Below are 26,243 nucleotides of genomic sequence, written 5' to 3' on the forward strand. Positions count from 1 at the left end.
TTGGGCGCCGCTCCCGCGTGTCAGGCGAGCCGGTCCAGCAGCCGGGTGTGCACGCTCGGCGGGAGGAACGCGGTGACGTCGCCGCCGCCGCGGGCGACCTCCTTGACCAGCGAGCTCGACACGTAGACCTGGCCGGGCGCACCGGGCAGGAACAGCGTCTCGACCCCGGTCAGGTGCCGGTTCATGTGCGCCATCGGGAGCTCGTAGTCGTAGTCCGTCGCCCCGCGCAGGCCCTTGACCATCGCCCGGGCGCCGCGCTCGCGGCAGTAGTCGACGACGAGACCCTGGAACGACTCGACCCGCACGCCCGGCAGGTCCGCGGTGATCTCGGTGAGCATCGCGACGCGCTCGTCGACGGAGAACAGCCCCTCCTTACGGGGGTTCACCAGGATCGCGACGAACACCTCGTCGAACAGCGCCGCGGTGCGGGCGATGACGTCGAGGTGACCGACCGTCGGCGGGTCGTAGGAACCGGGGCAGACGGCGCGACGGACCTCGGGCATGGCCGGAACCTATCAGCCGGTGATCACCGGTCAGGCCCAGCTGCGGTCCAGCGACATGTGCAGCTCGTAGCGGTCACCGCGGTAGCGCGACACGGTGTACTCGACCGGCCGGTCGCCGGAGCTGGAGGTCCGGTCGAACACCAGGATCGGGTGCCCGGCGGGGATCCCGAGCAGGACCGCCGAGGCCTCGTCGGCCTGCTGGGCGGCGACGGTCTGCTCGGCGCGGTCGATGGGGAGCCGGTAGTGCTCCTGCAGGATCCCGTAGACCGAGCCGCTGAGGTCGTGGACGTCGAGGTCGGGGACCTGTTCGGCGTCGTACCAGGCGTCGTCGATCGACATCGGCACCCCGTCGGCGACGCGCAGCCGCCGCAGGTGCCAGCACCGGCCGTCGGGCCCCTGGCCGAGCGCGCGGACGGCCTCCGGCGGTCCGGTGGTGAGCGCGACCTCGAGGACGACCGTGGTCGGGGTCAGCCCGAGCCGGCGCATGTCGTCGTGGAAGGACGCGAGGTGCAGCCGGGAGCGCGCGGTGCGGGCGGCGACGTAGGTGCCCTTGCCGCGGACCCGGGTCAGCAGCCCGTCGCGCTCCAGCTCGCCGACGGCGGCGCGCACCGTCACCCGGCTCACGCCGTGGTCCAGGCACAGCCTGCGCTCGCTGGGGAAGGCGTCGCCCGGCGCGAAGTCCCGCGCGATCGTCTCCGCGAGCAGGGTGCGGAGCTGCTCGTGCTTGGGGACGACCCCGTCGCCGATCCGGACCTCGCCGTTCATGGTGCTGTCCACCGTAGCCACTACCGCCCCCGTCCCGGTGCGCCGACCTGCCCGGCCGCGACGGGCCCGGCCCGCTCCCCGGCGGCCGCCCGGTCGAGCACGAGCGTGCAGTGCGGGTGGCCGCGCAGCACGGTCGCGGGCACGTCGGTCGTGACCGGTCCGGACACCGTCGCCGCCACGGCCGCGCGCTTGCCCTCCCCGGTCGCGACGAGCACGATCCGCCGGGCCTCCATGATCGTGGCCGGCCCCTGGGTGAGCACCCGGTGCGGCACGTCCGCGGGGCGGTCGAAGAAGCGGGCGTTGTCGGCGCGGGTCCGCTCGGTCAGCGTCGCGACCCGGGTGCGCGAGCCGAACGCCGAGCCGGGCTCGTTGAACCCGATGTGCCCGTTGCCGCCGATGCCGAGGATCTGCAGGTCCACCGGGCCGGACGAGGCGAGCAGCCGTTCGTAGTCCGCCGCGGCCTCGGCCGGGTCCGCGCGGGTGCCGTCCGGGGCGTGCACCGCGGCCGGGTCGATGTCGAGGTGGTCGGTGAGCTCGCGGCGGATGACCTCGCGGTAGGACTGCGGGTGCCCCGCGGGCAGGCCCAGGTACTCGTCGAGCAGGAAGGCGCGGGCCCCGGCGAAGGACAGCCCCTCGTCGCGGTGACGGCGGACCAGCTCGGCGTAGGCGGGCAGCGGGGAGCTGCCGGTGGCGAGCCCGAGGGTCGCCGGCCGGCCGGTGTCGCGGGCCAGGACGTCGGCGACGGCGTCGGCGACCGCCCGCCCGCAGGCCCGCGGGTCGTCGAGGACCACGATCTCCATCACGCACCCCCACCGGTGACGGGCAGGCCGGCGCGCAGCACCTGCTGCGGCCGCAGGTCGGCGTCGGTGACGAGCACGTCGGCGCGGTGGCCCGGGGCCAGCGACCCGACCTCGCCGTCGAGCCCGAGGAGCCGGGCCGGGGTGCGGGTCGCGGCGAGCACCGCGTCCTGCAGCCGGACCCCCGCGTCGCGGACCGTGGCGCGGACGACGTCGACCAGGCACGCGGTGCCGCCCGCGATGGGCCCGTCCGGGATCCGGGCGACGCCGTCGTCGACCCGGACCTGCATCGTGCCCAGGTGGTAGCGGCCGTCGGGCATCCCGGCCGCGGCCATCGCGTCGGTGACCAGCGCGACCCGGTCCGGCCCGACCAGGTCGAACACCGCGGCGACGGTGTCGGGCGACAGGTGCACCCCGTCCGCGACGAGCTCCACGACGAGCTCGCCCCGGGCGGCCGCGGCCAGGCACGCCGCGACCGGCCCGGGCGCCCGGTGGTGCATCGGGGGCATCGCGTTGAACAGGTGGGTGGCGCTCATCGGCGCGCCGCCCGCCCGTGCGATCCCGGTCGCGGTGGTGCGGGCGTCGGCGTCGGTGTGGCCGATGCTCGGCAGCACCCCGTGCGTGGCGAGCACCGCGAGCAGGTCCGCCGCGTGCGCGGTCTCCGGCGCGTAGGTCACCGACGCGACGGCGCCGTCGGCCTTGGTCAGCAGCTCGTCGAGCAGCGCGGGGTCGCCCGGGAGGATCGCGCGCGGGTCGTGCGCACCGCACCGCGCGGCGGCCAGGAACGGGCCCTCCAGGTGGATCCCGGCCAGGTCCCCGGCGACGACGAGCGGGCGCAGCGTCGCGATCCGCTCCGCCAGCACGGTCGGCGGGGCGGAGACCAGCGAGGCGACCGTCGTCGTCGTGCCGTGGGCGCGGTGGTGGGCGACGGCGGCGGCCGCCCCCGCCGCCGTCGCGTCCGGGAAGCCGTGCCCGGCGCCGCCGTGGTCGTGCACGTCGACCAGCCCGGGCAGCAGCAGCGACGACGACGCCGGTAGGAGCGGACCGTCGTACGCCGCGGCCGGGAGGACCGCGACGATCCGGTCCCCCGCGACCGCGACGACCGAGTCCGGGAGCAGCCGGCCGTCGGTGACGACGGTGCCGCGCAGCACGCGGTCACGCATCACGCGTCGTGGTCCGTCTCGAGCAGCGTCACGAGGCCGTCCAGCGCAGCCGGGGCGCCGTCGCCGTCGGCCCGGAGCACGACCTCGTCGCCGAAGACGACGCCGAGGGTCATGAGCCCGAGGACGCTGCGCGCGTCGACCGGGTCCTTCCCGTCGGTCGCGACGGTGACGGGCAGCCCGGTGGCGGCGGCGGCGCGGGCGAACAGCGCGGCCGGGCGGGCGTGCAGCCCCACCCGGGACGCGACGACGGCGGTGCGGGTGTGCACGGTGCTCTCCTGCTCCTCGGCGGCGGTCACCGGTCGGTCCGCCCTGCGGTGTCGGTGCTTCCGGTGGCGCCGGCGGTGTCGGTGGTCCCGGCGCGCTCGGTGTTCGCGGTGGTGACGGTGGCCGGTGCGGTCTCAGTGCCGGTGGTCTCGTCGTCCTCCCGGCCGGGGGTGCGCAGGTTCCAGCGACGGATCACGAAGCGGAACAGCACGTAGTAGACGACGGCGTAGGCGAGCCCGATCGGGATCAGCCACAGCGGCCGGGTGGACTGGCCGAAGTTGAGGACGTAGTCGATGGCGCCTGCGGAGAAGCTGAACCCGCTGTGGATGTCGAGCGCGTTCACCAGTGCCAGCGAGGTGCCGGTGAGCACCGCGTGGATCAGGTACAGCGGCCACGCCACGTAGACGAAGGCGTACTCGAGCGGCTCGGTGATGCCGGTGACGAACGAGGTCAGCGCGACCGAGACCATGATCCCGCCGACGACCTTGCGCCGCTCCGGACGGGCCTCGTGCCAGATCGCCATCGCCGCGGCGGGCAGCGCGAACATCATGATCGGGAAGAAGCCCGTCATGAAGGTGCCCGCGGTCGGGTCGCCCGCGAAGAACCGGGACAGGTCGCCGTGCACGCCGTTGAAGTCGCCGACCAGGAACCAGACGACCGAGTTGATGATGTGGTGCAGCCCGACCGGCAGCAGCAGCCGGTTGACCAGGCCGAAGACCCCGCCGCCGACGACGGCGTTCTCCCCGACCGCGTTGCCCAGCCCGGTCAGCCCGGCGTTGAACACCGGGTAGACCAGGCTCAGCACCGACGCGATCACCATCATCGACACGGCGGTGAGGATCGGGACCAGCCGGCGGCCGTTGAAGAAGCCGAGGAAGGTCGGCAGCGTCGTGCGGTGGAAGCGCTGCCACAGCACCGCCGCGACCAGGCCCGCGACGATGCCGCCCAGCACCCCGAAGTCGATCGTGGCCTGCTCGCCCTTGGAGTCGAGCACCCCGGGCAGCAGCACCGGGGACAGCGCGGTGAACACGCCGTCCATGACGAGGTAGCCGACGAGGGCGGCCAGCGCGGTGGACCCGTCGGAGCGGCGTGCCCAGCCGATCGCGATGCCGAGCGCGAAGATCATCGGGAGGTGGTCGAACAGCGCGCCGCCGGCCGCGGCGAGCACGGCCGCGGGCTGCTTCAGCGCCTCGACGCCGCCGAGCAGGTCGTCCTGCCCGAGGCGCAGCAGCAGGCCGGCCGCGGGCAGGACGGCGATCGGGAGCATCAGGCTCCGGCCGAGCCGCTGCAGCCCGGCCAGTCCCGGCCGTCGTCGTACCGGCTCCGCCGTGGAGGTGTCAGTGCTCATGGACTCGCACTCCTCGTCGAGTATCGGCGACCGGACGGGCTCGGCGGGCGTTGTGGAGCCGCCTCGACAACCGGTACGGTCTGGTTATAACCAGTGAGGGTGCGGGCGGAACGCGGCACTGTCAAGACACTGGTCATAACCAGTAGGTACCGGAGGTGGAGAAACCCCATGAGCAGGGCCGACGACATCGTGGCGGGGCTGGGCGGGCCCGGGAACATCACCGACATCGAGGCGTGCATCACCCGGCTCCGGACCGAGGTCGGCGACCCCGGCCTGGTCGACGACGCGGCTCTGAAGGCCGCCGGGGCGCACGGTGTGGTCCGGTCCGGGACCGTCGTGCAGGTCGTGATCGGGCCGGAGGCGGAGAACCTCTGCGACGACGTCCGGGACCTGCTGTGACGTCCGTCGTCGCACCCGTCGACGGCGCGGTGGTCGGCCCCGCGGGGGTGCCCGACCCGGTCTTCCGCGACGAGCTGCTCGGCGGCGGGACGGCCGTCGAGCCGCCCGCGGACGCCACCGAGGCGGTCGTGCTGGCCCCGGTCGCCGGCACCGTCGCGGCGCTGCACCCGCACGCCTTCGTGATCACCGCCGACGGCGGCCCCGGGATCCTGGTCCACGTCGGCATCGACACGGTCTCGCTCGGCGGGGCCGGGTTCACCACGCACGTCGCGAAGGGCGACGCGGTCGAGCGGGGCGCGCCGGTGCTGACCGTCGACCTCGCCGCCGTGCGGGCGGCCGGCCTCGCGCCGACCTGCCCGGTCGTCGTGCTGGACTCCCCCGCCGGCTCGGTGAGCGCCCCCACCGGGCACACGGTCCGCGCCGGCGACGAGCTGTTCCGCCTGTGACGGGCACCGTTCCCGACGGCGCCCCGGTCGTGTTCGACCTCGACGGCACCCTCGTGCGCAGCGAGCACGTGCACCGCCGGACCTGGGCCCGGTTCTTCGCCGAGTGGGGCGCCGAGGTCGACGACGAGACCTACCGGCACCGGTTCATGGGCCGCCGCGCGGCCGACGCGCTGCGCGAGGTCGACGGGCCGTGGCGCGACACCGACCCCGACGAGCTCGCCGCGCGGCTGGCCGGGCACGGCACCGCCCTCGCCGACGACGTCGACGTCGTCCCCGGCGCTCCCGCGCTGCTCCGGTCGCTGGCCGGGCGCGGGCACCGGCTCGCGGTGGTGACGAGCGCCCGCCGCGGCTGGGCCGACCGGGTGCTGGGCGACGTGCTCGGTACGGCACCGCTGGTCGAGCTCGTCGTCACCGCCGAGGACGTCGTGCGCGGCAAGCCGGACCCGGAGGGCTACCTCACCGCGTGCCGCCGCCTCGACGCCGACCCGGCCGGCTGCGTCGCGTTCGAGGACTCCGTCGCCGGGGTGTCCTCGCTGGTCGCGGCCGGGATGGGCACCATCGTCGGAGTCCGGACGACGGCCGGGGACGCGGAGCTGACCGCCGCCGGGGCGCACCGCACGGTGCCCGACCTGACGCCCGGCCGGCTGCTGGGCCCGGCGGCCTGAGCCGGGCTCAGCCCGCGAGCGAGCCGTGGTGCAGGACGGTGTCGCCGTAGCGGCGGGACCGGCCCGCGGTGAACCCGGCGGGCCAGCCGAACCCACCCGACGACTTCGCCCGCTCGACGACGACCGCCGCCCCGGGCGCGAGCCAGCCGTGGGTGGCGGCGGCGGTCAGCCAGCCCGCGACCTCGTCGTCGGGCACCGCGTAGGGCGGGTCGACGAGCACGACGTCGAACGCCCGCGGCGCGGGCCCGGCCAGCACCGTCCCGGCCCGCCCGGTGACGACCGACCCGCCGAGCCCGACCGCGGCCAGGTTGCGCCGCAGCACCCCCGCGGCCCGCTTGTCCGACTCGACGAACACCGCGTCGGCCGCACCCCGCGACAGCGCCTCCAGCCCGAGCGCGCCGGACCCGGCGCACACGTCCAGCACGGCGGCACCGCCGAGGCCCGGGTCGTGGTCGAGTGCGGAGAACAGCGCCTCACGGACCCGGTCGGAGGTCGGCCGGGTCCCCGACGGCGGCACGGCGAGCCGTCGTCCGCCCGCCGTGCCCGCGATCAGCCTGGTCATCGCTCCATCGTGCCGTGCGGCTCAGTCCAGCTCGACCAGCAGGTCCCCGCCCTCGACCTGGGTGACCTGGCCGATCGCCAGCCGCTTGACGGTGCCGGCCCGGTGCGCGGTGATCGACGCCTCCATCTTCATGGCCTCGATGGTGGCGACGGTCTGGCCGTCGTCGACGGTGTCGCCCTCGCCGACCTGCAGCGTCACGACCCCGGCGAACGGGGCGGCGACGTGCGCGTCGTTCCCCTTGTCGGCCTTCTCCGCCGCCTTCACCTCGGTGGCGACCGACTCGTCGCGCACCGCCACCGGGCGCAGCTGCCCGTTGAGCGTGGTCAGCAGGGTGCGGTAGCCGCGCTCGTCGGGCTCGGAGACGGCCTCCAGCTCGATGATCAGCGTGACACCGGGCTCCAGGTCGACGGTGTGCTCGAGGTCCTCCTCCAGCCCGTAGAAGAAGTCCTTCGACGACAGCACCGCGGTGTTGCCGTACTGCTCGCGGTGGCTGTCGAAGTCCTTCGTCGGGCCGGGGAACAGCAGCCGGTTCAGCGTGCGGCGACGCTCGTCGCGCAGCCCGCGGCGGTCCTCGATGGACAGCTCCGCCTTCTCCGCCTCCGGGCTGCGGCCCTCCAGCGCGCGGGTCCGGAACGGCTCCGGCCAGCCCGCGGGCGGCGAGCCCAGCTCCCCGCGCAGGAACCCGATCACCGAGTCCGGGATGTCGAACGACGCCGGGTCCTTCTCGAAGTCGGCGGCGTCCACCCCGGCCCCGACCAGGTGCAGGGCCAGGTCCCCGACGACCTTCGACGACGGCGTCACCTTCACCAGCCTGCCCAGCATCCGGTCCGCGGCGGCGTAGCAGTCCTCGATCAGCTCGAAGCGGTCGCCCAGGCCGAGCGCGATCGCCTGCTGGCGCAGGTTCGACAGCTGACCGCCGGGGATCTCGTGGTGGTAGACCCGCCCGGTGGGGCTGGCGAGGCCGGACTCGAACGGCGCGTAGACCTTCCGCACCGCCTCCCAGTACGGCTCCATGTCCCCGACCGCGGTCAGGCTCAGCCCGGTCGCGCGGTCGGTGTGGTCGGTGGCCGCGACCAGCGCCGACAGCGACGGCTGGCTGGTGGTGCCGGCCATCGAGGCGACCGCGCCGTCGACGGCGTCGACCCCGGCGTCGATCGCCGCGACCAGCGTCGCGAGCTGGCCGCCCGCGGTGTCGTGGGTGTGCAGGTGCACCGGGAGGTCGAACCGCTCCCGCAGCGCCGTGACCAGCTTCTTCGCCGCGGGCGGGCGCAGCAGGCCGGCCATGTCCTTGATCGCCAGGACGTGCGCGCCCGCGTCGACGATCTCCTCGGCCAGGCGCAGGTAGTAGTCGAGGGTGTAGAGCTTCTCCCCCGGGTCCGACAGGTCCGCGGTGTAGCAGAGCGCGACCTCGGCCAGCGCCGTGCCGGTGCTGCGGACGGCGTCGATGGCCGGGCGCATCTGGGAGACGTCGTTGAGGGCGTCGAAGATCCGGAAGATGTCCATGCCGGTGTCCGCCGCCTCCTGCACGAAGGCGTCGGTCACCTCCGTCGGGTACGGCGTGTAGCCGACGGTGTTGCGCCCGCGCAGCAGCATCTGGGTGCAGATGTTGGGCGCCGCGGCCTTGAGCGCGGCGAGCCGGTCCCACGGGTCCTCGGCGAGGAAGCGCAGCGCGACGTCGTAGGTCGCGCCGCCCCAGCACTCCAGCGACAGCAGCTCGGGCATGGTCCGCGCGACGTAGGGCGCGACCGCGAGCAGGTCCCGGGTCCGGATCCGGGTCGCCAGCAGCGACTGGTGGGCGTCGCGGAACGTCGTGTCGGTGACGGCGACGGCGGTCTGCTCGCGCAGCCGCCGCGCGAAGCCCTCGGGCCCGAGCTCGCGCAGCAGCTGCGCGGAGCCGTCCGGCGCGGGCGTCTCCAGGTCGACGCCGGCGGGCAGCTTGTCGACCGGCTCCACGACCAGCGGCCGGTCGCCGTTCGGCTTGTTGACCGTGACCTCGCCCAGGTACTGCAGGATGCGCGAGCCGCGGTCGGCCGACGGGCGGGCCTTGAGCAGGTGCGGGCGCTCCTCGATGAAGCTGGTGGTGACCCGGCCCTGCTTGAAGTCCTCGTCCTCCAGCACGGCGGCGAGGAACGGCAGGTTCGTCGCCACGCCGCGGATCCGGAACTCGGCCAGCGCGCGCCGGGCGCGCCGGGCGGCGTTGGCGAAGTCGTGGCCGTGGCAGGTCAGCTTGACCAGCATCGAGTCGAAGTGCGCGGAGACCTCGGCGCCGACGTGCACGGTGCCGCCGTCCAGGCGCACGCCCGGGCCGCCCGGGGAGCGGTAGACCGACAGCGTGCCGACGTCGGGCCGGAACTCGTTGGCCGGGTCCTCGGTGGTGATGCGGGTCTGCATCGCCGCACCGGTGAGGGTGATGTCGTCCTGGGTCAGCCGCAGCTCCGGCAGCGTCATGCCCGAGGCGATCCGCAGCTGGGCGATGACGAGGTCGCGGTCGGTGACCTGCTCGGTGACGGTGTGCTCGACCTGGATGCGCGGGTTCATCTCGATGAAGTGGTGCTTGCCGCGCTCGTCGAGCAGGAACTCGACGGTGCCCGCGTTGACGTAGCCGATCTTCCTCGCGAAGTTCACCGCGTCGGCGCAGATCCGGTCCCGCAGCTCCGGGTCCAGGTTCGGGGCCGGGGCGATCTCGACGACCTTCTGGTGGCGGCGCTGCACCGAGCAGTCGCGCTCGTAGAGGTGCACGACGTTGCCGTCGGCGTCGGCCAGGATCTGGACCTCGATGTGCCGCGGGTTGACGACGGCCTGCTCCAGGAAGACGGTGCCGTCGCCGAACGCGGACTCCGCCTCCCGGCTCGCGGCCTCGATCGCGTCGCGCAGGTCGCCGGGCTCGGTGACCCGGCGCATCCCGCGTCCGCCACCCCCGGCGACGGCCTTGACGAAGATCGGGAAGTCGATGTTCTCGGCCGCCGCGAGCAGCTCCTCGACGTCCGACGACGGCTCGGAGGACTCCAGCACCGGCACGCCCGCCTCCCGGGCGGCGGCGACGGCGCGGAACTTGTTGCCCGTCAGGTGCAGGACCTCGGTGGGCGGCCCGACGAAGGTGATGCCCTCGTCGGCGCAGGCACGGGCCAGGTCGGGGTTCTCCGACATGAAGCCGTAGCCGGGGTAGACGGCGTCCGCGCCGGCCTTTTTCGCGGCGCGGATGACCTCCTCCACCGACAGGTAGGCGCGGACCGGGTGGCCCGGCTCGCCGATCTGGTAGGACTCGTCGGCCTTCGCGCGGTGCAGCGAGTTGCGGTCCTCGTACGGGAACACCGCCACCGTCGAGACACCCAGCTCGAACGCGGCCCGGAATGCCCGGATGGCGATCTCGCCCCGGTTGGCCACCAGCACCTTGCGGAACATCGTTCTCCTCATCACGATCGGCGACGACGCCCGCCGCGACGGGGGTTCCCGCGCGACGGACGCGTGATCCTGACACGGATCGCGCGATCGGGACCACCGTTCGGGACGCGGTGCCCACGGAGCGGGACATCGTCGTGCGCGGGAGTGCCGACGGGGGCCCGCGACGTGGCACGACGTGCCGGGACGGCATCCGGGCGCATGGCGCGATCCGGACGGCTGGGGCACCGTGGGGAGCGGGACCGGCCCCTCGGCCGGCGCGGAGGGCGGTGGTGACGGTGGTGGCCGTGGTGTTCCAGCTGCTGTCGTTCGCGCTGCTCGTGATGGCCGTGGTCGGCGCCTACCGGCGGCTGCGCGCCGACCGTGGTCCCGGTCCCGGCCCCGCCCCGGAACCGGCCGCGCGTCCCGTGCTGTCGTCCGAGGCCGTCGCCGCCGAGCAGGCGTGGCGACGCGCGCGGGCGGAGTTCCAGCGGCTGCGCGCGGAGTTCGCCGCGCACGAGGCCGACCCGCTGGCCGTGCTGCGCCGCCCCGCGCTGTCCGACACCACGGTGGCGGCCACCGCACGGTTCGTCGACGCGTTCGCCGAGGCCCAGGCACTGGACACCGACGGCTACCCGGGCGAGCCGCACGCCGGGACCCACGTGCGCGCCGTCGACGCCGCCCGCCGCGCCTGGACCGCCGCGGTGGACGCCGCCGACCGGATCCGGCTCGCCGGGCTGGACCCCGAGGAGCGGCGCACCGTCGAGCGCGTGGTGAAGCTGCTGACCACCGCGCGGGACTCCGACTCCGAACCCGAACGGCTCGCCGCCTACGGCCGCGTCCGCGTCGAGCTGGACCGGCTGGAACGGTCCGGGCGGGTGCACCTGCCCCGCCCGGCCCGCGCCCGGCTGGACGCCGCGGCCCGCGGCGAGCTCCCCGGGCCGTGACCGGTCAGGACTTGTCCAGGTAGGCGGCCCGCTCCTCGTCGCCGAGGGTCTCCCCCACCAGGTCCCGCAGCCGCGGGTGGCCGGCCAGGCCCGGGTCCTCGGCGACCAGGTGCCGGGCGTACACCTGGGCCTTCTCGATGACCTCGCCGTGGCGCAGCAGCGACAGCAGCTTGAGCCCCGAGCGGGAGCCGGACTGGCTCGACCCGAGCACGTCGCCCTCGCGGCGCAGCTCCAGGTCGAGGCGGGCCAGCTCGAAGCCGTCGGTGGTCCCGGCGATCGCGTCGAGCCGTTCGCGGGCGGCGGTCGCCGCGGGCATGTCGGTGACCAGCAGGCACAGGCCGGGTGCGCTGCCCCGGCCGACCCGCCCGCGCAGCTGGTGCAGCTGGGACAGGCCGAAGCGGTCCGCGTCGAGCAGCACGATCCCGGTCGCGTTCGGCACGTCGACGCCGACCTCGATCACCGTGGTCGCGACGAGCACGTCGAGCTCGGCGCGTTCGAAGGCCCGCATCACGGTGTCCTTCTCCTCCGGCGGGAGCTTGCCGTGCAGGATCCCGACCCGCAGCCCGGCCAGCTTCTCCTCGATCAGCGGGGCGATGTCGAGCACCGCGAGCGGGGCGCGCCGCTCCTCGCCGCCGTCGTCGTCCGGCGGGGGCTCCTCGGCGTCCTCCTTCTCGGCACCCTCCTTCTCGGCACCACCGACCCGGGGGCACACGACGTAGCACTGGTGGCCCGCCTCGACCTCCTCGCGGATCCGCTGCCACACCCGCTCGATCCACGACGGGTGCTCCGCCAGCGGCACGACCGTCGTCGCGACCGGGGAGCGGCCCTTCGGCAGCCCCTTCAGCTCGGACACGGCCAGGTCGCCGTAGACGGTCATGGCCACGGTGCGCGGGATCGGCGTCGCCGTCATGACCAGCATGTGCGGGGCCTTCTCGCCGCGGGCGCGCAGCGCGTCGCGCTGCTCCACCCCGAACCGGTGCTGCTCGTCGACCACGACCAGCCCCAGCTCGGCGAACCCGACGGTGTCCTGGATCAACGCGTGGGTCCCGACGACGATCCCCGCCGCCCCGGACTGCGCGTCGAGCAGTGCCTGCCGCTTGGCCTTCGCACCCATCGACCCGGTCAGCAGCGTCACCGCGGTCGCGTCCTCGCCCGCGCCGAGCTCGCCGCCGCGGCCGAGCGCGCCGAGCATCGCGCGCAGCGAGCGGGCGTGCTGGGCGGCGAGGACCTCGGTGGGGGCCAGCATCGCGGCCTGGGTGCCCGCGTCGACGGCCTGCAGCATCGCCCGCAGCGCGACGATCGTCTTGCCCGCGCCGACGTCGCCCTGCACGAGGCGGTTCATCGGGTACTCGCGGGCGAGGTCCGCGGCGACCTGCTCGCCGACCTCCTGCTGTCCCTCGGTCAGCGGGAACGGCAGGTCCGCGTCGAACGCGGCGAGCAGGCCGTCGTCGCGGCGCGGGCACACCGGGGCCGGCCGCGCGACGGCGGCCTCCCGCCGGAGCGCGAGCGCCAGCTGCACACCGAGCGCCTCGTCCCACACCAGGCGGTGCCGGGCGGCGAACAGGTCGGCCTCGGTCTCCGGCACGTGGATGCGCCGCAGCGCCCGCCCCAGCTCGGGCAGCTTCTCCCGCTCGCGCAGCGACTCGGGCAGCGGGTCGGTCGGGTCGTCGATCTGCTCCAGGACCTGGCGCACCGAGCGCGCGATGGCCTGCGAGGTCACCTTCGCGTTCGCCGGGTAGACCGACAGGAACGGGCGCAGCGAGTCGCTCTCCTCGATCTCTTCGAACTGCGGGTGGGTCAGCTGCAGCCGGTTGTTGAACACCCCGACCTTTCCGGAGAACACGCCGACGACGCCCTGCTTGATGAAGCCCTGCAGCTTCCAGCCGTTGAAGAAGGTGGCGTCGAGCTCGCCGCCCTTCTCGTCCCGGATGACGGCCTTGAGCATCTTCCCGCGCCGGTTGCGCATCTCCCGCAGCTCGGCGCGCGCCACCGCCGCGACGACGGTGACGTGCTCGCCCGCGACCAGCCCGGCGATCTCGGTGAGCCGGCCGCGGTCGACGTAGCGCCGCGGGTAGTGCCGCAGCAGGTCCCCGACGGTCTCCAGCCCGAGCGGGGCCAGCGCGTCGGCGGCCTTGCGCCCGAGCGGCCCGTCGAGCCGGCTGTCGAGGTCGAACCCGTCGTCCATCTACTCCACTCCCAGCACCAGCGGGTAGTCGCCCTGCTCCCCCCGGTGCACCACGACGTCGACCTCCGGGTGGGTGCGGCGCAGGTCCTCGGCGAACCGCTCGCCGAGCTCGTCGGGGGCGGCCGAGCCGAGCAGCACGGTCACCAGCTCCCCACCCGGAGTGAGCATGCGGTGAGCCAACCACAGGGCACCGACAGCGAGATCCGGGGCGATCAGCACGACCTCGCCGTCGGAGATCCCGAGGATCTCCCCCGGGCGGCAGGGACCGGCCCAGGTGAGCGCCTCGGCCTCGGCGACGGCCAGCCCACCGGTCCGGGTGGCGGCCGCGGCCTCGGCCATCGCGACGACGTCGTCCGGGGCGCGACGGGCGGGGTCGTGCACCGCGAGCGCGGCCAGGCCCTGCAGCACCGAGCTGGCCGGGATCACCACGACGTCGATGCCCTCGAACCGCACCCGCTCGGCCGCGGTCTCGGTGACCGTGCGCCGGTGCGTGGCGCACGGCAGCACCACGACGTGCTCGGCGCCGGTCGCGCGGATCGCGGCCAGGACCTCGTCGACGGTCGGGTCCGGGTCGGCGACCAGCACGTTCCCGCCCGCGGCCCGGGCCAGCGCACCGGCCCCGCTGCTCTCGATCATCAGCAGGACGGCGCGGTCCCGGGTCGGCGGCGCCGGCGGCAGCGCCTCGATCCGGATCCCCGACGGGCGCCCCACCGCCAGCCCCGCCTCGACCGCCGGCCCGGCCTCGGTGGTGTGCACGTGCACCATCACCCCGCCACCGCCGTCGCCGGCGAGACCGACCGAGTCCCCGAGCCCGGCGAGCCGGGCACGCAGCGTCTCCAGCGCGGCCGGGTCGGGCCCGGGCAGCCAGTAGGTGACCTCGTAGACCGGCTGGGGCACCCACGGCACGAGCTCGCCGTCGGCGGTGACCGCCGAGGCCGGACCGGGCGTCCCCACCTGCGACGACGGCGGCGGTCCCGGATCACCGCCCGCCGCGGCGACCAGCGCGTCCAGCACGACGACCAGGCCCAGCCCGCCCGCGTCGACGACCCCGGCCCGCACCAGCTCCGGCGGGCGCCCGGTGGCCCGGGCCAGCGCGGCCCGCGCCGCGTCCGCGGCCACCCGGGCGGCCTCGGCGAGCGCACCGGTCGTGTCGAGGCCCCCGCCGTCGGGGTCGGCGCGGTGGGAGGGGTCGGCGACCCGGGTGAGCTCCGCACCGGCGGCGGACGGCCCGGTGGCCGCCCCGGCCGCCACCCGCGCCGCCACGGCCGCGGCGGCGGCGTCGAGCACGGTGAGCGCGGTCCCCGGGCGCGGCGCGGACACCGCGACGGCCGCCAGCGCCGCGGCCCGCCGCAGCGCCCCGGCGAGCAGCTCACCGGCCGGGGTGTTCGGCCGTCGTGCGGCCGCGGCCTCCAGCTCCTCGGCCAGGCCCCGGAACAGCTGGGACAGGATCAGGCCGGAGTTGCCGCGGGCCCCGCGCACCGCGGCCGCGGCCAGGGCCGCCGCGGCGCGCACCGGCCGGACATCCTCGGCGGCGGGGTCCGCGGCGGGGGCGTCGGCGGCCGGGGCGTCCCCGTCCAGCGGGGCCGAGGCCGCCGCACGGGCGGTCAGCAGCAGGTTCGACCCGGTGTCGTGGTCGGCGACCGGGAAGACGTTGATGCGGTCGATCTCGGCCCGCCCGGCGGTGAGCCGCTCGGCGGCGGCGTCGATCCAGCGGCGCAGCAGCGCGGGGTCGAACGGCGAGGCCACGGGCCCCACACTAGGTGCGCGGAGGCCCCCGGTGCCGCGGGACGGCCCCGCGCGCCGGTCACCACACGGGCGTGGCTAGAATTGAAGGCCGAGCCTCGGCACGTCCGTGCCGAGAATCTGTTCGTGAATCTGTTCGTCAACCCGAGGAGTGTCCGACGTGGCTGCCGTCTGCGACGTCTGTGGCAAGGGTCCGGGCTTCGGCATGTCCGTCTCGCACTCGCACCGCCGCACCCACCGCCGCTGGAACCCCAACATCCAGACGGTGCGCGCCGCGATCAACGGCGGCAACCGCCGTCGGATCAACGCCTGCACCTCCTGCCTGAAAGCGGGCAAGGTGACCCGCGTCTGAGTGCGCGAGACCCGAACCACGATCGAGGCCCGGTCCCCTGGGGACCGGGCCTTCGTCGTTCCCGGGGGCCGGTTCAGCCGACCACGGACCGCCACCAGCTGCGGCGTGCCCCGCGCACGGTGACCGACCCCATGCCGACCTTGCCGTGCACCACGAGGTGCGGCCCGGCCGCCCCGGGCGTCGAGGGCACCCGGGTCTTCACCTCGCCCCAAGACGCCTTCGTGCCGTCGACGTCGGCGGTGCCGCCCTCGGGCAGGACCAGCACGACCTCGCCCATCCCCAGTGCGACCTCGACGTCGATCCGCGGCGGCAGCGACCGAACCTCGGACAGGTCGAGGTGGATGGTCCCCATCGACGACGACAGGTGCAGCGCCGCGGGCACCTGCCAGTCCCCGGTGCGCTTGATCGTCCCCGCCGCGGTCGTCAGCCGCACCCGCTCCGACGGCGCGGGCGGACGCGCGGGGACGGGCGCCAGCGCGGTGACCGACGGCGGCAGCCCGCCCGGCAGGTCCGCCAGCGGCGGCTGCAGGTCCCGGGCGACGCGCGCGGCGTAGACCGCGTCGAGCCGTTCCTCCAGCTCGCTCAACGTGATGCGGCCCTCGCCGACCGCGTCGTGCAGCCGGCGGGCCGCCGCCTCGCGGTCGGCGTCCGATATGCGCATGTCCCCCGGGTCGTCCACCCGGTCCAGCCTAGGGCAGCTTCCAGTCGACGGGTTCCCCGCCGATCTCCTCCAGCAGGTCGTTGGCCCGGCTGAAGGGCCGCGACCCGAAGAAGCCGCGGTCGGCCGACATCGGCGACGGGTGGGCCGACTCGATCGTCGGCACGTCCTCCAGCAGCGGAGCGAGGTTGCGGGCGTCGCGGCCCCAGAGGATCGCGACCATCGGCTCGGCGTCGCGGGCCACCAGGGCGCGGATCGCCTGCTCGGTGACCTCCTCCCAGCCCTTGTTGCGGTGCGAGGCCGGCTCCCCGGGGGCGACGGTCAGGCACCGGTTGAGCAGCAGCACGCCCTGCTCGGTCCACGGGGTCAGGTCACCCGAGGTGGGCGCCGGGTGCCCGAGGTCCTCGGCGTACTCGCGGAAGATGTTCTGCAGCGAGCGCGGGAGCGGGCGGGTCTCGGGGGCGACGGAGAACGACAGCCCGACCGCGTGCCCCGGGGTCGGGTACGGGTCCTGCCCGACGAGCAGCACCCGGACCTCGTCGAAGGGCTGCTGGAACGCGCGCAGCACGTTCGCCCCGGCGGGCAGGTAACGACGGCCCGCGGCGATCTCGGCGCGCAGGAACTCGCCCATCGCGGTGATCGTCTCGGCGACCGGCTCCAGGGCCTGGGCCCACCCGGCCTCGACGACCTCGTTCAGCGGCTTGGCCATCAGCCCTCCAGCCGGCGCAGCTGCGACGCGAAGCGGCGGCCCCGGTCGACGTAGGACTCCACGGCGTGCCGCCAGCGGTCGGCGGGCACCTCGTAGCCGTCGCGGACACGGGCGGGCACGCCCAGCGCCATCCGGTAGGCGGGCACGTCGGCCTTCGGGGAGACGACCGCGCCGGCGGCGACGATCGCGCCCTCGCCGATCGTCGAGCCGTTCAGCACCACCGAGCCCGACGAGATGAGCGCCCGGTTGCCGATGGTGGCGGCCTCGATGTGCACGTTGTGCCCGACGGTCACCTCGTCCCCGATGATCGTCGGCTGCTCCAGGGTGGTGTGGATGATCGACCCGTCCTGGATGCTGCTGCGGGCACCGACCTCGATCCGGCCGTCGTCGCCGCGCAGCACCGCGGTGGGCCAGACCGTGGACTCCGGGCCCAGCGTCACGTTGCCGATCACGACGGCGTCCGGATGGACGTAGGCGGTCGGGTGGATGTCCGGTTCGGCGTCACCGAGCGCGTACAGAGGCACACCGCGAGGGTACGAAGCGCCCGCGGGCCGCCACGCCGGGGGCCCACCCACCCGCGGAGACGTGCGCGGCGCAACCGATCGGGGTGACCGGAAACGTCGGTGTGGAAACCCCGTCGAACGGGTAGAAGCTCCCGAGTCATGATCAGGGTGCGCGGCACCCCCGGCCCCCTGGACGGAGGCGCTGCCCGGTGATCCCCCTGGTCACCCTGGGCGGGGCGGTCGCGCTGGCGCTGCTCGCCCCGGTGCTCGCCCGGCTGCTCGGCCGCAACGCGGGCTACCCGCTGGCCGCAGGTCTCGCCGCACTGGCCGTGTACGCGAACACCGCCGCCGGCGACGTCGTCCGCGGGGAGGTCCTCACCGCGGGCGTGTCCTGGATGCCGTCGCTGGGCATCTCCTTCGGCCTGCGCATGGACGGCCTGTCGCTGCTGTTCGTGACGATCGTGCTGGGCGTGGGCGCGCTGGTGATGGCCTACTGCCCGCGCTACCTGGAGGCGTACTACCCGATCGGCACGGTCTACGGCCTGCTCGCCGGGTTCGCCGCCGCGATGATCGGCCTGGTCACCGCGAACGACCTGGTGCTGCTCTACGTCTTCTGGGAGCTCACCACCGTCCTGTCGTTCCTGCTGGTCAACACGGCCGGGCCGGCGGCGGCACTGCCCGCGGGCCGCGCGCTCGTCGTGACGGCGATGGGCGGCTTCGCACTGCTCGGCGCAGTGGTGATGATCGGCGTCGCGGCCGGGAGCACCAGCCTCGACGTGGTCCTCGCCGACCCGGGCGCGGTGCTGCGAAGCCCCCTGGCCCTGCCCGCGGGGGCGCTGCTGATCCTGGCCGCGGCGACGAAGTCCGCGCAGCTGCCGTTCACGTTCTGGCTGCCCGGGGCGATGGTCGCGATGACCCCGATCAGCGCCTACCTGCATGCCGCGACGATGGTGAAGGCCGGCATCTACCTGCTGATGCGCTTCACCCCGGTCTACGTGCCGTCGGTGGCCTGGTCGGCGGTGCTGGTCCCGCTCGGGCTGGCGACGGCCGTCGTCGGCGCGGTGCTGGCGCTGCGCGAGCACGACCTGAAGGCGGTGCTCGCCCACTCCACGGTGAGCCAGCTGGGCCTGCTCACCGCCGCGATCGGCGTCGGCACGTCCTACGCGCTGTCCGCGGCGGTGCTGCACACCTTCGCCCACGCCCTGTTCAAGGCGACGCTGTTCATGCTGGTCGGGATCATCGACAAGGAGGCGGGCAGCCGCGACGTGCGCGAGCTCGGCGGCCTGCGGAAGGTCATGCCGGTCACCGCGGTGCTGACCGGGGTCGCCGCGCTGTCGATGGCGGGGGTGCCGCCGCTGCTCGGGTTCGTGTCCAAGGAGAACCTCTACGAGGGCTTCCTGGAGGCCGACTTCGCGCCCGGCGCCGGGCCGGTGGCCGCCGCGGTCGCGGTCGTGGCGTCGGCGCTGACCTTCGCCTACTCCGCCCGGATCGTGCACGGCGCGTTCGGCGGCAGGCTCAGCCAGCCCGGCCTGTACGAGCCGTCGTGGGCGTTCCTGGCCCCGGCCGCCGTCGCTGCGCTGCTCGGGCTGGTCCTCGGGCCCGCCGTGCGGGTGCTCAACCCGCTGACCGACCGGGCCGCCCGCGACCTGGACCCGGGTTCGGAGCCGGTGACGTTCGTTCTCTGGCCCGGCTTCGGCACCGCGCTGGTGCTGTCGGTGCTCACCATCGCCGGCGGCTACGCGCTGTTCCACTGGCGCGACCGGGTCGACCGGGCGCTGGAGCGGCTCCCGGTCCCCGACGGCGCCGCGGTCTTCGACCGGATCCGGGCCGGGGTGCTCGCCCTCGGCGCCCGGGTGGGGCGCCCCGACACCGACCCCTCCCCCGCCGCCGTCCTGGCCCGCCCGGTGCTGGCGCTGCCGGTGCTCGCCGTCGCCGCCGGGGTGGCCCTGCCCGCGCTGCCGCCGTTCCCCGGGCCGGTCACCCGGCCGCTGGACTGGGTGGTCGTCGTGCTCGTGCTGGCCACCGTCGCCGGGGCCGTGACGACCCGCTCGGTCACCGCGGCGCTGGCGCTGACCGGCTTCGGCGGGCTGGCGACGGCGCTGTGGCTGCTGCTCGCCGGCGCCCCGGACGTCGCGATGACGCTGCTGCTGGTCGAGGTGCTGACCACCGTCGTCGCGGTGCTGGTGCTGCGCGGGCGCGGGGTCCGGCTGCACCGCCCGGCGCAGTGGCGGCGCGCCCCGGCCGCGGTGGCCGCGCTGGCCGCGGGCCTGTCGCTGGGGGCGGCCACCTACGTGCTGACCGGGCGCCGCGAGCCGTCGCCGGTCGGCGGGTACCTGCTGGACACCGCGGAGGCCGCCACCGGCGGGACGAACGTGGTCAACACGATCCTCGTCGACTTCCGCGGCATGGACACCTTCGGTGAGGCCGTCGTCGTCGGGGCGGCGGCGCTGGGGCTGCTGGTGTTGATCCGGCGCGGTGAGGCCGGTGCGGAGGGCAGCACGCGGCAGCGGGTGGCCACCGACGGCCCGGCCGACACGATCGTCATGCGGGTCGCCAGCCGCGTGCTGGCCCCGCTGATGCTCGTGATGTCGCTGTTCCTGCTCTGGCGCGGCCACGACGAGCCCGGCGGCGGGTTCATCTCCTCGCTGGTCGGGGGCGTCGCGGTCGTGTTCCTGCGCCTCGCCCACCGCGGCGACGCGTGGGCGCTGCGCCTGCGGCCCGAGCCGCTGGTCGGGTCCGGGCTCCTGCTGAGCCTGCTCACCGGGATCGCGGTGTACCCGCTGGGACTGCCGTTCCTGACCCCGGTGTACCTGCCGGGCGGGGTGCTGTTGTCGTCGTTCGTGTTCGACCTGGGGATCTACCTGATGGTGGTGGGGCTGATCGTGGCCGCGACCGACCGGATCGGCGGGCGCGCCCGCACCGGCTCCCTGCTGGGGAGCTCCGAGTGACGGCCGCGGTCGTCGTCGCCGTGCTCGTCGCGGGCGGGGTGTACCTGGTCCTGCAGCGCGAGCTGCTGCGCACGGTGCTCGGGTTCGTGCTGCTCGGGCACGGCGTGAACGTCCTGATCATCTCCGCGGGCGGGATGGCGACCCGTGAGCCCGCGCTGCTGGGTCAGCAGGACCGGGCGCAGATGGCCGACCCGCTGCCGCAGGCGTTCGTGCTCACCGCGATCGTGATCGCCTTCGCGATCACGGTGTACCTGCTGGCGCTGCTCAAGGCCGGCGACGAGGACGAGGGCGGGGACCCCCGGTGACCGGCCTCGAGGCGCTCGTCGTCGCGCCGATCCTGGTCCCGCTCGCCGCGGCGGGCCTGCTGGTCCTGCTCACCGCGCGCCCACCGGGCGGGGGCGGGCCGTTCCTGCTGCCGATGACGGCGCGGCGGGGCGTCGCGTTCACCGCGCTCGCCGCGTCGACGGCGGTGTCCGCGGTCCTGCTGGCCGCCACCGCGGACGGCGCGGTGATCGTGCAGCGGCTCGGGAACTGGCCGGCCGGCATCGCGATCCCGCTGGCCGCCGACGCGTTCGGCACGATCATGCTGACCGTCACCGGGGTGCTGGGGATCGCCTGCCTGGCCTTCGCCGCGGTCACCGGCTCCGACACCGACCGGGCGTTCCTGCCGCAGTCGCTGCTGCTGCTCGCCGGGGTGCACGGCGCCTACCTCACCGCGGACCTGTTCAGCCTGTTCGTGTTCGTCGAGGTCATGCTCGTCCCCAGCTACGTGCTCATCGCGACCGGCCGGGGCCCGGAGCGGATCGCGGCGTCGCGGCTGTACCTGACGGTGAACCTGCTGGCCTCGACGGTGTTCCTCGCCGGGCTCGGCCTGGTCTACGGCGTCGCCGGGACCGTGCAGCTCGGCGACCTCGCCGGGCGCGCCGTGACCGACCCGGCGCTGGCCGCGGCGACCGCGGTGATCCTGCTGGCGCTGTCGGTGAAGGCCGCGCTGGTGCCGCTGCACAACTGGCTGCCGCGGGCCTACACCGCCGCACCGGCCGCGGTCACCGTGCTGTTCTCCGGGCTGCTGACCAAGGTCGGCGTGTACGCGCTGTTCCGCGTCTACGCCGTGATCTACGACGGCGACCCGCGCTTCCTGCCGATCGTGCTGGTGGCGGCGCTGCTGACGATGGTCGTCGGGGTGCTCGGCGCGGTCGGCGCCGGCGGGATGCGCCAGATCCTGACCTTCCACATGGTCAGCCAGATCGGCTACATCGTGCTCGGCCTGGCGATCTCCACCCCGGCCGGGCTGGCCGCGGCGATCTACTTCCTGGTGCAGTACGTGCTGGTCAAGGCGGCGCTGCTGATGGTCGCCGGTGCCGTCGAGCAGTACGTCGGCACCGACACGCTGTCCCGGCTCGGCGGGCTCGCCGCCCGCAACCCGGCGACCGCGGTCGCGTTCGCGGTGTCGGCGCTGAGCCTGGCCGGGATCCCGCCGCTGTCCGGGTTCGTCGCGAAGCTCGCCCTGGTGCTCGGCGCGGTCGACGCGGGCATGGTCACCGCCGCGCTCGTCGCGGTCGGGGTCAGCGTGTTCACCCTGCTGTCGATGCTCAAGATCTGGAACGGCGCGTTCTGGGGCGGCGACGCCCCCGAGCCGGACCCCGGTGGCGGTGCGGGCACCGTGGTCTCACTGCGGGTCCCGGTCCGCGCGGTGGTCCCGGCGCTGGCGCTGGGGGCGCTGTCGCTGCTGCTCGGGCTGTGGGCGGAGCCGCTGCTGGCGCTCTCGTCGGTCGCCGGGCAGGGTCTCGCCGACACCGCCGCCTACGTCGGGGCGGTGGGGGCGCCGTGACGACCCGCCGACGCGCACCCGGCCGCGGTGGCCGCCCGCGCGCCGCGGTGGGGTTCCTGCTGTGGTTCACCGGCGAGTTCTTCCGCGCCAACGCCGTCGTGCTCCGCGAGGTCCTCACCCCCGGGCACGGCATCGACCCGGCGGTGGTCCGGGTCCGGCTGCGGTCTCGGAGCATGGTCGAGATCGCGTCGATCATGAGCCTGCTCAGCCTCACCCCCGGCACCCTCGCCCTGAACCTGACCACCGGCTCGCGCAGCCCGGAGCTGCTCGTGCACGGCATGCACGCCTCGGACCCGGAGCAGCTGCGGGCGAGCGTGTACGAGATGGAGGACCGGTTGCTGGCGTTCCTGCGCCGCCCCGCCCCGGGCGCGGTCGACCGCGATCCGGAGGAGACCCCGTGAGCACCCTCTTGCTGGACGCCGGGATCGTCGTGCTGGCGCTCGGCCTGCTCGTCGCGGTCGGGCGGGTCCTGGCCGGGCCCACCGACGCCGACCGCGGGCTGGCCGTGGACTACGGCTTCGTGGTCGTCGTCGGGCTGATCGCGTTGCTGGCGCTGCGGCTGGGGTCCACCGCGATGCTGGACCTCGTCGTCGTCGCGACGCTGGTCGGGTTCCTGACCACGGTCGCCGTGGCCCGGCTGATCTGGGCGGAGAAGGGGGCGAAGCGGTGAGCGTGCTCGTCGGCGGACCGGTGCAGAACGCGATCGGCGGGATCGTGCTCGGCGCCGGGGTGCTCCTGGTCGCCGCGGGCGCGGTCGGCATGGTGCGCCTGCCCGACGTCTACAACCGCACGAACGCCGTCACCAAGGCCGCCGGGCTCGGGATCGTCGCGATCCTCGTCGGGGTCGCGATCCTGGTGCCCGAGCCCGGGGTGCTGCTGACTCTCGGCGTCGCCGTGGCGCTGCAGCTGTTCACGATCCCGATCGCCAGCTTCGCGATCGGGCACGCCGCCTACCGCTCCGGTGCCCCCTCGACCTCGTCGACGCTGCGCGAGGACGACCCGGGCTCCGCGGACTCCCGGGGCGACGGCGGCTGAACCGTCCGCACCTCCCGGGCGCGCGCGTCGGCGTCGATGTCCTCCCCCAGGTCGTCGACGACGAGTGCGTCCCGGTCGATCGCGCCGCTGCGGTAGGCCGAGCGCCCGACCACCTGCGAGATGACCGGCGCCGTCAGCACCTGGAACAGCACGACCAGGATCAGCGTCGAGGAGTTCTCGAACTCCAGGTTCACCGCGACGCCCAGCAGGATCAGCAGCAGCCCCAGGGTCTGCGGCTTGGTGGTGGCCTGCAGCCGGGCGGGCAGGTCCGGCAGCCGGACCAGCCCGAGCGCGCCGAGCAGGCAGGACAGCCCGCCGGCGAGCATCAGCGCGGCGGAGACCACGTCGAGCACGTCGTGCACGCCCATCAGCGGTGCCGCTCCCATCGTTCGACCAGACGGGCCGCCGTCGCCGAGCCGACCAGCGCGATCAGCGCGACCGCGGCCAGCAGCGGGATGTTCGACCCGTCGGAGTAGATCGCCGCGTACACCGCGGCCGCGGCCACGATCAGCACGACGAACACGTCCAGGGCCGCGATGCGGTCCAGCGTGGTGGGGCCCTTCAGCAGCCGCCACATCGTCAGCGCCGCCGCGGCGGTCAACATGATCAGTACCAGCGTGTGGACGACGGTCACCGGTCGTTCCTCCCCGCGTCCTCGGCGGTGACCGCGGCGACGGCGGCGGCGCACCGGTCCCGGTCCTCCTGGCTGCCGACGGCGTCGATCACCCGCATCTGCAGCCGCATCATGTCCCGGCGGAGCCGTTCGACGGCGCCGGGCCGGTGCAGGCCGAGTGCGTAGACGTACCAGCGGTGCCGGGCCCGGTCGATCTGCAGCGTGAAGCTGCCCGGGGACAGCGCGCAGGCCGCGACGATCGTCGTCGCGGTGCGGTCCGAGCCGGTGCACAGCGGCAGCCCGACGATCCCGGACCGGGCGCGCGGCCCGTGCCGCAGCGTCACCATGCTGACCCGGATCCCGGAGACGACCAGGTCCGAGGCCAGGAACGCCAGCAGCCGCAGCAGCTTCCACGGGCGGAACGGGAGCCGCTCGGGCAGCAGCGGCAGCGGGAAGATCGCCGTCACCGCGGCGCCGACGAGCATCCCGCCGACGACCGCGGCCGGGGACACGCTCCCCCACAGCAGCACCCAGACCAGCGCCAGCGCGAGCACCTGCGGGATCCGCCGGCGCACGCTCCCGCCGCGGGCGGAGCCGCCCATCGGCTCGGCGACGGTGTCGGGGACCGGCGGGGGCACCCGGGCGGGGGTGCGGTCGGTCTCGGGTGTCTCGCCCGCCTCGGCCGCGCCCATCTCGCGGTCGCGGACGGCCTCCGGGGAGGTCTCGGCGTCGTCGAGTTCGCGCGGGTCCGGTCCGTCGGCCGTGCCCGCGCCACCGCGGCTCGGGGTCTGCTCGCTCACGGGGTCACCTCCGGGGTATCGCCGGCCGCGGTCCGCACGGTCGCGTTCCCGTCGACGCCGCCGGACCGTCCGCTGGCGCTGATGGTCCCATCGCTGCCGGGGTCGGCGCCCGGCCCGAGGACGGCGTCGGTGTAGCCGGTCCGGTCGTGCAGGTCCACCCCGGCCCGGGCGGTCACCCCGGACAGCGGGCCGGCGAACAGCGCGATCGCGACGCTGACCACGACCAGCGCGGACGCGCCGACGTACATGCCGCGGGCGCTGCGTGCGGTCCCGACGACGAGCTCGTCGTTCGGGTCGTCGTCGGCGAGGGGCTCCTTGGGGGCGCCCCAGAACACCCGCACCCAGACCCGGGCCACGGCGTAGAGGGTCAGCAGGCTCGCCAGCACGACGACGGCGGCGACCAGCTCCCCGGCGAGGCCCGCGCCCGCACCGGCCTGCAGCAGCGCGAGCTTCGCGACGAACCCCGAGGTCGGGGGCAGCCCGGCCAGGGTGATCGCGGGGATCGCGAACAGCACGGCCAGGTGGGGCGCCTGCTGGGCCAGCCCACCCATCTGGGAGATCGACACCGTCCCGGTCCGGCGGGTGATGAGCCCGCTGACCAGGAACAGCGTCGCCTGCACCGTGATGTGGTGGACGACGTAGAGCCCGGTCCCGGCGATGCCGTCGGGGGTGTGCAGGGCGAGCCCGAACACCATGAACCCGATGTGGCTGACCAGCAGGAACGACAGCAACCGGTTGAGGTCGTCCTGCGCGACGGCGCCCAGCGCGCCCACCACCATCGTCACCGCGGCGATCACCAGCAGCAGCGTCGACGGGCTGTCCTGCGGGAACACCAGCGTCTGGGTGCGCAGCAGCGCGTAGATGCCGACCTTGGTGAGCAGGCCCGCGAACAGCGCGGTGACCGGGGCGGGGGCGTTCGGGTAGCTGTCGGGCAGCCAGAAGTGCAGCGGCACGATCGCCGCCTTGATGCCGAACACCACGATGAGCACCAGGGCGAGCACCGCGCGCAGGCCCTCCGGCAGCGCGCCCATCCGCCCGGCGAGGTCGGCCAGGTTGACCGTGCCGGTGGCGGCGTAGACGAGCCCGACCGCGGTGAGGAACAGCAGCGACGAGGTCAGCGACACGATCACGTAGGTCATGCCGGACCGGATCCGCGACGCCGACGTCCGCCGGGTGATGAGCACGTAGCTCGACGCCAGCATGATCTCGAACGCGACGAACAGGGTGAACAGGTCGCCGGTCAGGTAGGCCAGCGACACACCCGTCGACAGCAGCAGGAAGATCGGGTGGAAAGTGGTGCTGGCGGTCTCCCGGCCGTAGTCGGAGATCCGCTGGTCGATCGCGTAGACCAGCACCGCCAGCGTCACCACCGACGAGATGAGCAGCAGCAGCGCCGACATCCGGTCGGCGACGAGCACGATGCCCATCGGGGCGGGCCAGCCGCCGAGCTCGGCGACGACCGGCCCGTGGGTGTCCGCGGCCACCAGCAGCACCGCGCCGACGACGCACACCAGCGCCAGGGTCACCACGCCGATGACCCGCTGGGCCGAGGCGCGGCGGCTGACGACGACGCTGGTCGCGGCGCCCAGCATGGGCAGCAGCACCGGCAGCGTGACCAGGGCCTGCAGC

General features: G+C 74.9%; 28 protein-coding genes. 11 read left to right on the top strand and 17 right to left on the bottom strand.

The genetic code is table 11. From position 1 onward, the window contains the following. Positions 1 to 20 precede the first annotated feature (20 nt). Genes coaD through DMP17_RS19250 form a run of 6 tightly spaced genes read right to left on the bottom strand, consistent with a single transcriptional unit; the run spans position 21 to position 4,840 of the window. A complete protein-coding gene (gene coaD / locus DMP17_RS19225; protein ID WP_226355719.1) occupies positions 21 to 503 on the bottom strand; it encodes a pantetheine-phosphate adenylyltransferase in 483 nt (160 codons plus the stop codon). Between the two features lie 30 nt (positions 504 to 533). Then, positions 534 to 1,280, bottom strand: a complete 747-nt coding sequence (locus DMP17_RS19230) for a GntR family transcriptional regulator (protein WP_226355718.1) — start codon at positions 1,278 to 1,280, stop codon at positions 534 to 536. Between the two features lie 8 nt (positions 1,281 to 1,288). Further along, positions 1,289 to 2,068 carry a glucosamine-6-phosphate deaminase gene (locus tag DMP17_RS19235; RefSeq protein ID WP_337832701.1) on the bottom strand — a complete coding sequence of 260 codons (780 nt, stop codon included), beginning with the start codon at positions 2,066 to 2,068 and terminating at the stop codon, positions 1,289 to 1,291. After that, positions 2,068 to 3,228 (bottom strand): N-acetylglucosamine-6-phosphate deacetylase, encoded by a 1,161-nt coding sequence (locus tag DMP17_RS19240; protein ID WP_337832702.1) that lies wholly within the window; start codon positions 3,226 to 3,228, stop codon positions 2,068 to 2,070. Before DMP17_RS19240 ends, DMP17_RS19235 begins: the two co-directional genes overlap by 1 nt. Then, positions 3,228 to 3,494 (bottom strand): HPr family phosphocarrier protein, encoded by a 267-nt coding sequence (locus DMP17_RS19245; protein WP_062404348.1) that lies wholly within the window; start codon positions 3,492 to 3,494, stop codon positions 3,228 to 3,230. Before DMP17_RS19245 ends, DMP17_RS19240 begins: the two co-directional genes overlap by 1 nt. A 26-nt stretch (positions 3,495 to 3,520) precedes the next feature. After that, positions 3,521 to 4,840 carry a PTS transporter subunit EIIC gene (locus DMP17_RS19250; protein ID WP_337830232.1) on the bottom strand — a complete coding sequence of 440 codons (1,320 nt, stop codon included), beginning with the start codon at positions 4,838 to 4,840 and terminating at the stop codon, positions 3,521 to 3,523. Between the two features lie 168 nt (positions 4,841 to 5,008). On the opposite strand from DMP17_RS19250, the gene DMP17_RS19255 reads away from it, so the two are divergent. Genes DMP17_RS19255 through DMP17_RS19265 form a run of 3 tightly spaced genes read left to right on the top strand, consistent with a single transcriptional unit; the run spans position 5,009 to position 6,350 of the window. Next, positions 5,009 to 5,239 (top strand): glucose PTS transporter subunit EIIB, encoded by a 231-nt coding sequence (locus tag DMP17_RS19255; protein ID WP_020626212.1) that lies wholly within the window; start codon positions 5,009 to 5,011, stop codon positions 5,237 to 5,239. Beyond that, positions 5,236 to 5,685, top strand: coding sequence for a PTS sugar transporter subunit IIA (locus DMP17_RS19260; protein ID WP_073578206.1), 450 nt, complete (start codon positions 5,236 to 5,238; stop codon positions 5,683 to 5,685). Before DMP17_RS19255 ends, DMP17_RS19260 begins: the two co-directional genes overlap by 4 nt. Next, the gene (locus DMP17_RS19265; protein WP_226355715.1) at positions 5,682 to 6,350 is read left to right on the top strand and encodes an HAD family hydrolase; all 669 of its coding nucleotides are present in this window, start codon (positions 5,682 to 5,684) and stop codon (positions 6,348 to 6,350) included. The genes DMP17_RS19260 and DMP17_RS19265 overlap by 4 nt, the downstream gene beginning before the upstream one ends. 7 nt (positions 6,351 to 6,357) lie before the next feature. Here the strand turns inward: DMP17_RS19265 and rsmD are convergent, their stop codons facing one another. Further along, the gene (rsmD, locus tag DMP17_RS19270) at positions 6,358 to 6,912 is read right to left on the bottom strand and encodes a 16S rRNA (guanine(966)-N(2))-methyltransferase RsmD (protein ID WP_337830233.1); all 555 of its coding nucleotides are present in this window, start codon (positions 6,910 to 6,912) and stop codon (positions 6,358 to 6,360) included. A gap of 21 nt (positions 6,913 to 6,933) precedes the next feature. Beyond that, positions 6,934 to 10,314, bottom strand: a complete 3,381-nt coding sequence (locus DMP17_RS19275; RefSeq protein WP_226355713.1) for a pyruvate carboxylase — start codon at positions 10,312 to 10,314, stop codon at positions 6,934 to 6,936. Between the two features lie 269 nt (positions 10,315 to 10,583). Between DMP17_RS19275 and DMP17_RS19280 the strand changes: the two genes are divergently transcribed. After that, positions 10,584 to 11,237 carry a hypothetical protein gene (locus tag DMP17_RS19280; RefSeq protein ID WP_226366003.1) on the top strand — a complete coding sequence of 218 codons (654 nt, stop codon included), beginning with the start codon at positions 10,584 to 10,586 and terminating at the stop codon, positions 11,235 to 11,237. A 4-nt stretch (positions 11,238 to 11,241) separates the two neighbouring features. Here the strand turns inward: DMP17_RS19280 and recG are convergent, their stop codons facing one another. Both recG and DMP17_RS19290 read right to left on the bottom strand, forming a co-directional pair. Then, complete coding sequence (recG, locus tag DMP17_RS19285) at positions 11,242 to 13,422, bottom strand: ATP-dependent DNA helicase RecG (RefSeq protein ID WP_226355711.1); 2,181 nt, start codon at positions 13,420 to 13,422, stop codon at positions 11,242 to 11,244. Further along, positions 13,423 to 15,168, bottom strand: a complete 1,746-nt coding sequence (locus DMP17_RS19290; RefSeq protein ID WP_226355710.1) for a DAK2 domain-containing protein — start codon at positions 15,166 to 15,168, stop codon at positions 13,423 to 13,425. It abuts the gene before it with no gap. Between the two features lie 157 nt (positions 15,169 to 15,325). On the opposite strand from DMP17_RS19290, the gene rpmB reads away from it, so the two are divergent. Next, entirely contained in the window at positions 15,326 to 15,517 is a 192-nt protein-coding gene (gene rpmB, locus DMP17_RS19295; protein ID WP_020627372.1) for a 50S ribosomal protein L28, read from the top strand. 73 nt (positions 15,518 to 15,590) lie between these two features. Here rpmB and DMP17_RS19300 read toward each other — a convergent pair whose 3' ends face one another. The 3 genes from DMP17_RS19300 to DMP17_RS19310 are packed head-to-tail and all read right to left on the bottom strand — an operon-like array spanning position 15,591 to position 17,408. Further along, positions 15,591 to 16,196, bottom strand: a complete 606-nt coding sequence (locus DMP17_RS19300; RefSeq protein WP_226355709.1) for a DUF1707 SHOCT-like domain-containing protein — start codon at positions 16,194 to 16,196, stop codon at positions 15,591 to 15,593. A 10-nt stretch (positions 16,197 to 16,206) separates the two neighbouring features. Next, a complete protein-coding gene (locus DMP17_RS19305) occupies positions 16,207 to 16,887 on the bottom strand; it encodes a uracil-DNA glycosylase (protein ID WP_062400939.1) in 681 nt (226 codons plus the stop codon). Next, positions 16,884 to 17,408, bottom strand: coding sequence for a gamma carbonic anhydrase family protein (locus tag DMP17_RS19310; RefSeq protein WP_226355708.1), 525 nt, complete (start codon positions 17,406 to 17,408; stop codon positions 16,884 to 16,886). Before DMP17_RS19310 ends, DMP17_RS19305 begins: the two co-directional genes overlap by 4 nt. A gap of 188 nt (positions 17,409 to 17,596) precedes the next feature. On the opposite strand from DMP17_RS19310, the gene mbhE reads away from it, so the two are divergent. The 6 genes from mbhE to mnhG (DMP17_RS19340) are packed head-to-tail and all read left to right on the top strand — an operon-like array spanning position 17,597 to position 23,201. Beyond that, on the top strand, positions 17,597 to 20,335 hold the full coding sequence (gene mbhE, locus DMP17_RS19315) for a hydrogen gas-evolving membrane-bound hydrogenase subunit E (protein WP_337830234.1): 2,739 nt from the start codon (positions 17,597 to 17,599) through the stop codon (positions 20,333 to 20,335). Beyond that, positions 20,332 to 20,640, top strand: a complete 309-nt coding sequence (locus DMP17_RS19320) for a sodium:proton antiporter (protein ID WP_062400935.1) — start codon at positions 20,332 to 20,334, stop codon at positions 20,638 to 20,640. Before mbhE ends, DMP17_RS19320 begins: the two co-directional genes overlap by 4 nt. Continuing rightward, positions 20,637 to 22,166 carry a monovalent cation/H+ antiporter subunit D family protein gene (locus tag DMP17_RS19325; RefSeq protein WP_337830235.1) on the top strand — a complete coding sequence of 510 codons (1,530 nt, stop codon included), beginning with the start codon at positions 20,637 to 20,639 and terminating at the stop codon, positions 22,164 to 22,166. Before DMP17_RS19320 ends, DMP17_RS19325 begins: the two co-directional genes overlap by 4 nt. After that, entirely contained in the window at positions 22,076 to 22,567 is a 492-nt protein-coding gene (locus DMP17_RS19330) for a Na+/H+ antiporter subunit E (protein WP_337830236.1), read from the top strand. Before DMP17_RS19325 ends, DMP17_RS19330 begins: the two co-directional genes overlap by 91 nt. Then, complete coding sequence (locus tag DMP17_RS19335; protein ID WP_226355704.1) at positions 22,564 to 22,836, top strand: monovalent cation/H+ antiporter complex subunit F; 273 nt, start codon at positions 22,564 to 22,566, stop codon at positions 22,834 to 22,836. Before DMP17_RS19330 ends, DMP17_RS19335 begins: the two co-directional genes overlap by 4 nt. Continuing rightward, entirely contained in the window at positions 22,833 to 23,201 is a 369-nt protein-coding gene (gene mnhG, locus DMP17_RS19340; RefSeq protein ID WP_226355703.1) for a monovalent cation/H(+) antiporter subunit G, read from the top strand. The genes DMP17_RS19335 and mnhG (DMP17_RS19340) overlap by 4 nt, the downstream gene beginning before the upstream one ends. Here the strand turns inward: mnhG (DMP17_RS19340) and mnhG (DMP17_RS19345) are convergent. Genes mnhG (DMP17_RS19345) through DMP17_RS19360 form a run of 4 tightly spaced genes read right to left on the bottom strand, consistent with a single transcriptional unit; the run spans position 23,117 to position 26,242 of the window. Beyond that, positions 23,117 to 23,587, bottom strand: a complete 471-nt coding sequence (mnhG, locus tag DMP17_RS19345; RefSeq protein ID WP_308016740.1) for a monovalent cation/H(+) antiporter subunit G — start codon at positions 23,585 to 23,587, stop codon at positions 23,117 to 23,119. The two genes, mnhG (DMP17_RS19340) and mnhG (DMP17_RS19345), sit on opposite strands and share 85 nt — an antisense overlap. Next, positions 23,569 to 23,835, bottom strand: a complete 267-nt coding sequence (locus DMP17_RS19350; RefSeq protein ID WP_062400930.1) for a monovalent cation/H+ antiporter complex subunit F — start codon at positions 23,833 to 23,835, stop codon at positions 23,569 to 23,571. The genes mnhG (DMP17_RS19345) and DMP17_RS19350 overlap by 19 nt, the downstream gene beginning before the upstream one ends. Then, on the bottom strand, positions 23,832 to 24,614 hold the full coding sequence (locus tag DMP17_RS19355) for a Na+/H+ antiporter subunit E (RefSeq protein WP_337830237.1): 783 nt from the start codon (positions 24,612 to 24,614) through the stop codon (positions 23,832 to 23,834). Before DMP17_RS19355 ends, DMP17_RS19350 begins: the two co-directional genes overlap by 4 nt. After that, complete coding sequence (locus DMP17_RS19360) at positions 24,611 to 26,242, bottom strand: Na+/H+ antiporter subunit D (protein WP_337832703.1); 1,632 nt, start codon at positions 26,240 to 26,242, stop codon at positions 24,611 to 24,613. Before DMP17_RS19360 ends, DMP17_RS19355 begins: the two co-directional genes overlap by 4 nt. Position 26,243: the final 1 nt, after the last annotated feature.

It is taken from the genome of Pseudonocardia sp. TMWB2A (assembly GCF_017312135.1).

What these genes read in the sequence shown, in the direction of transcription:
- coaD (WP_226355719.1), bottom strand. Translation starts at nt 503, where the DNA reads ATGCCCGAGGTCCGTCGCGCCGTCTGCCCCGGTTCCTACGACCCGCCG.
- DMP17_RS19235 (WP_337832701.1), bottom strand. Translation starts at nt 2,068, where the DNA reads ATGGAGATCGTGGTCCTCGACGACCCGCGGGCCTGCGGGCGGGCGGTC.
- DMP17_RS19240 (WP_337832702.1), bottom strand. Translation starts at nt 3,228, where the DNA reads ATGCGTGACCGCGTGCTGCGCGGCACCGTCGTCACCGACGGCCGGCTG.
- DMP17_RS19250 (WP_337830232.1), bottom strand. Translation starts at nt 4,840, where the DNA reads ATGAGCACTGACACCTCCACGGCGGAGCCGGTACGACGACGGCCGGGA.
- DMP17_RS19255 (WP_020626212.1), top strand. Translation starts at nt 5,009, where the DNA reads ATGAGCAGGGCCGACGACATCGTGGCGGGGCTGGGCGGGCCCGGGAAC.
- rsmD (WP_337830233.1), bottom strand. Translation starts at nt 6,912, where the DNA reads ATGACCAGGCTGATCGCGGGCACGGCGGGCGGACGACGGCTCGCCGTG.
- DMP17_RS19275 (WP_226355713.1), bottom strand. Translation starts at nt 10,314, where the DNA reads ATGTTCCGCAAGGTGCTGGTGGCCAACCGGGGCGAGATCGCCATCCGG.
- recG (WP_226355711.1), bottom strand. Translation starts at nt 13,422, where the DNA reads ATGGACGACGGGTTCGACCTCGACAGCCGGCTCGACGGGCCGCTCGGG.
- mnhG (WP_308016740.1), bottom strand. Translation starts at nt 23,587, where the DNA reads ATGGGAGCGGCACCGCTGATGGGCGTGCACGACGTGCTCGACGTGGTC.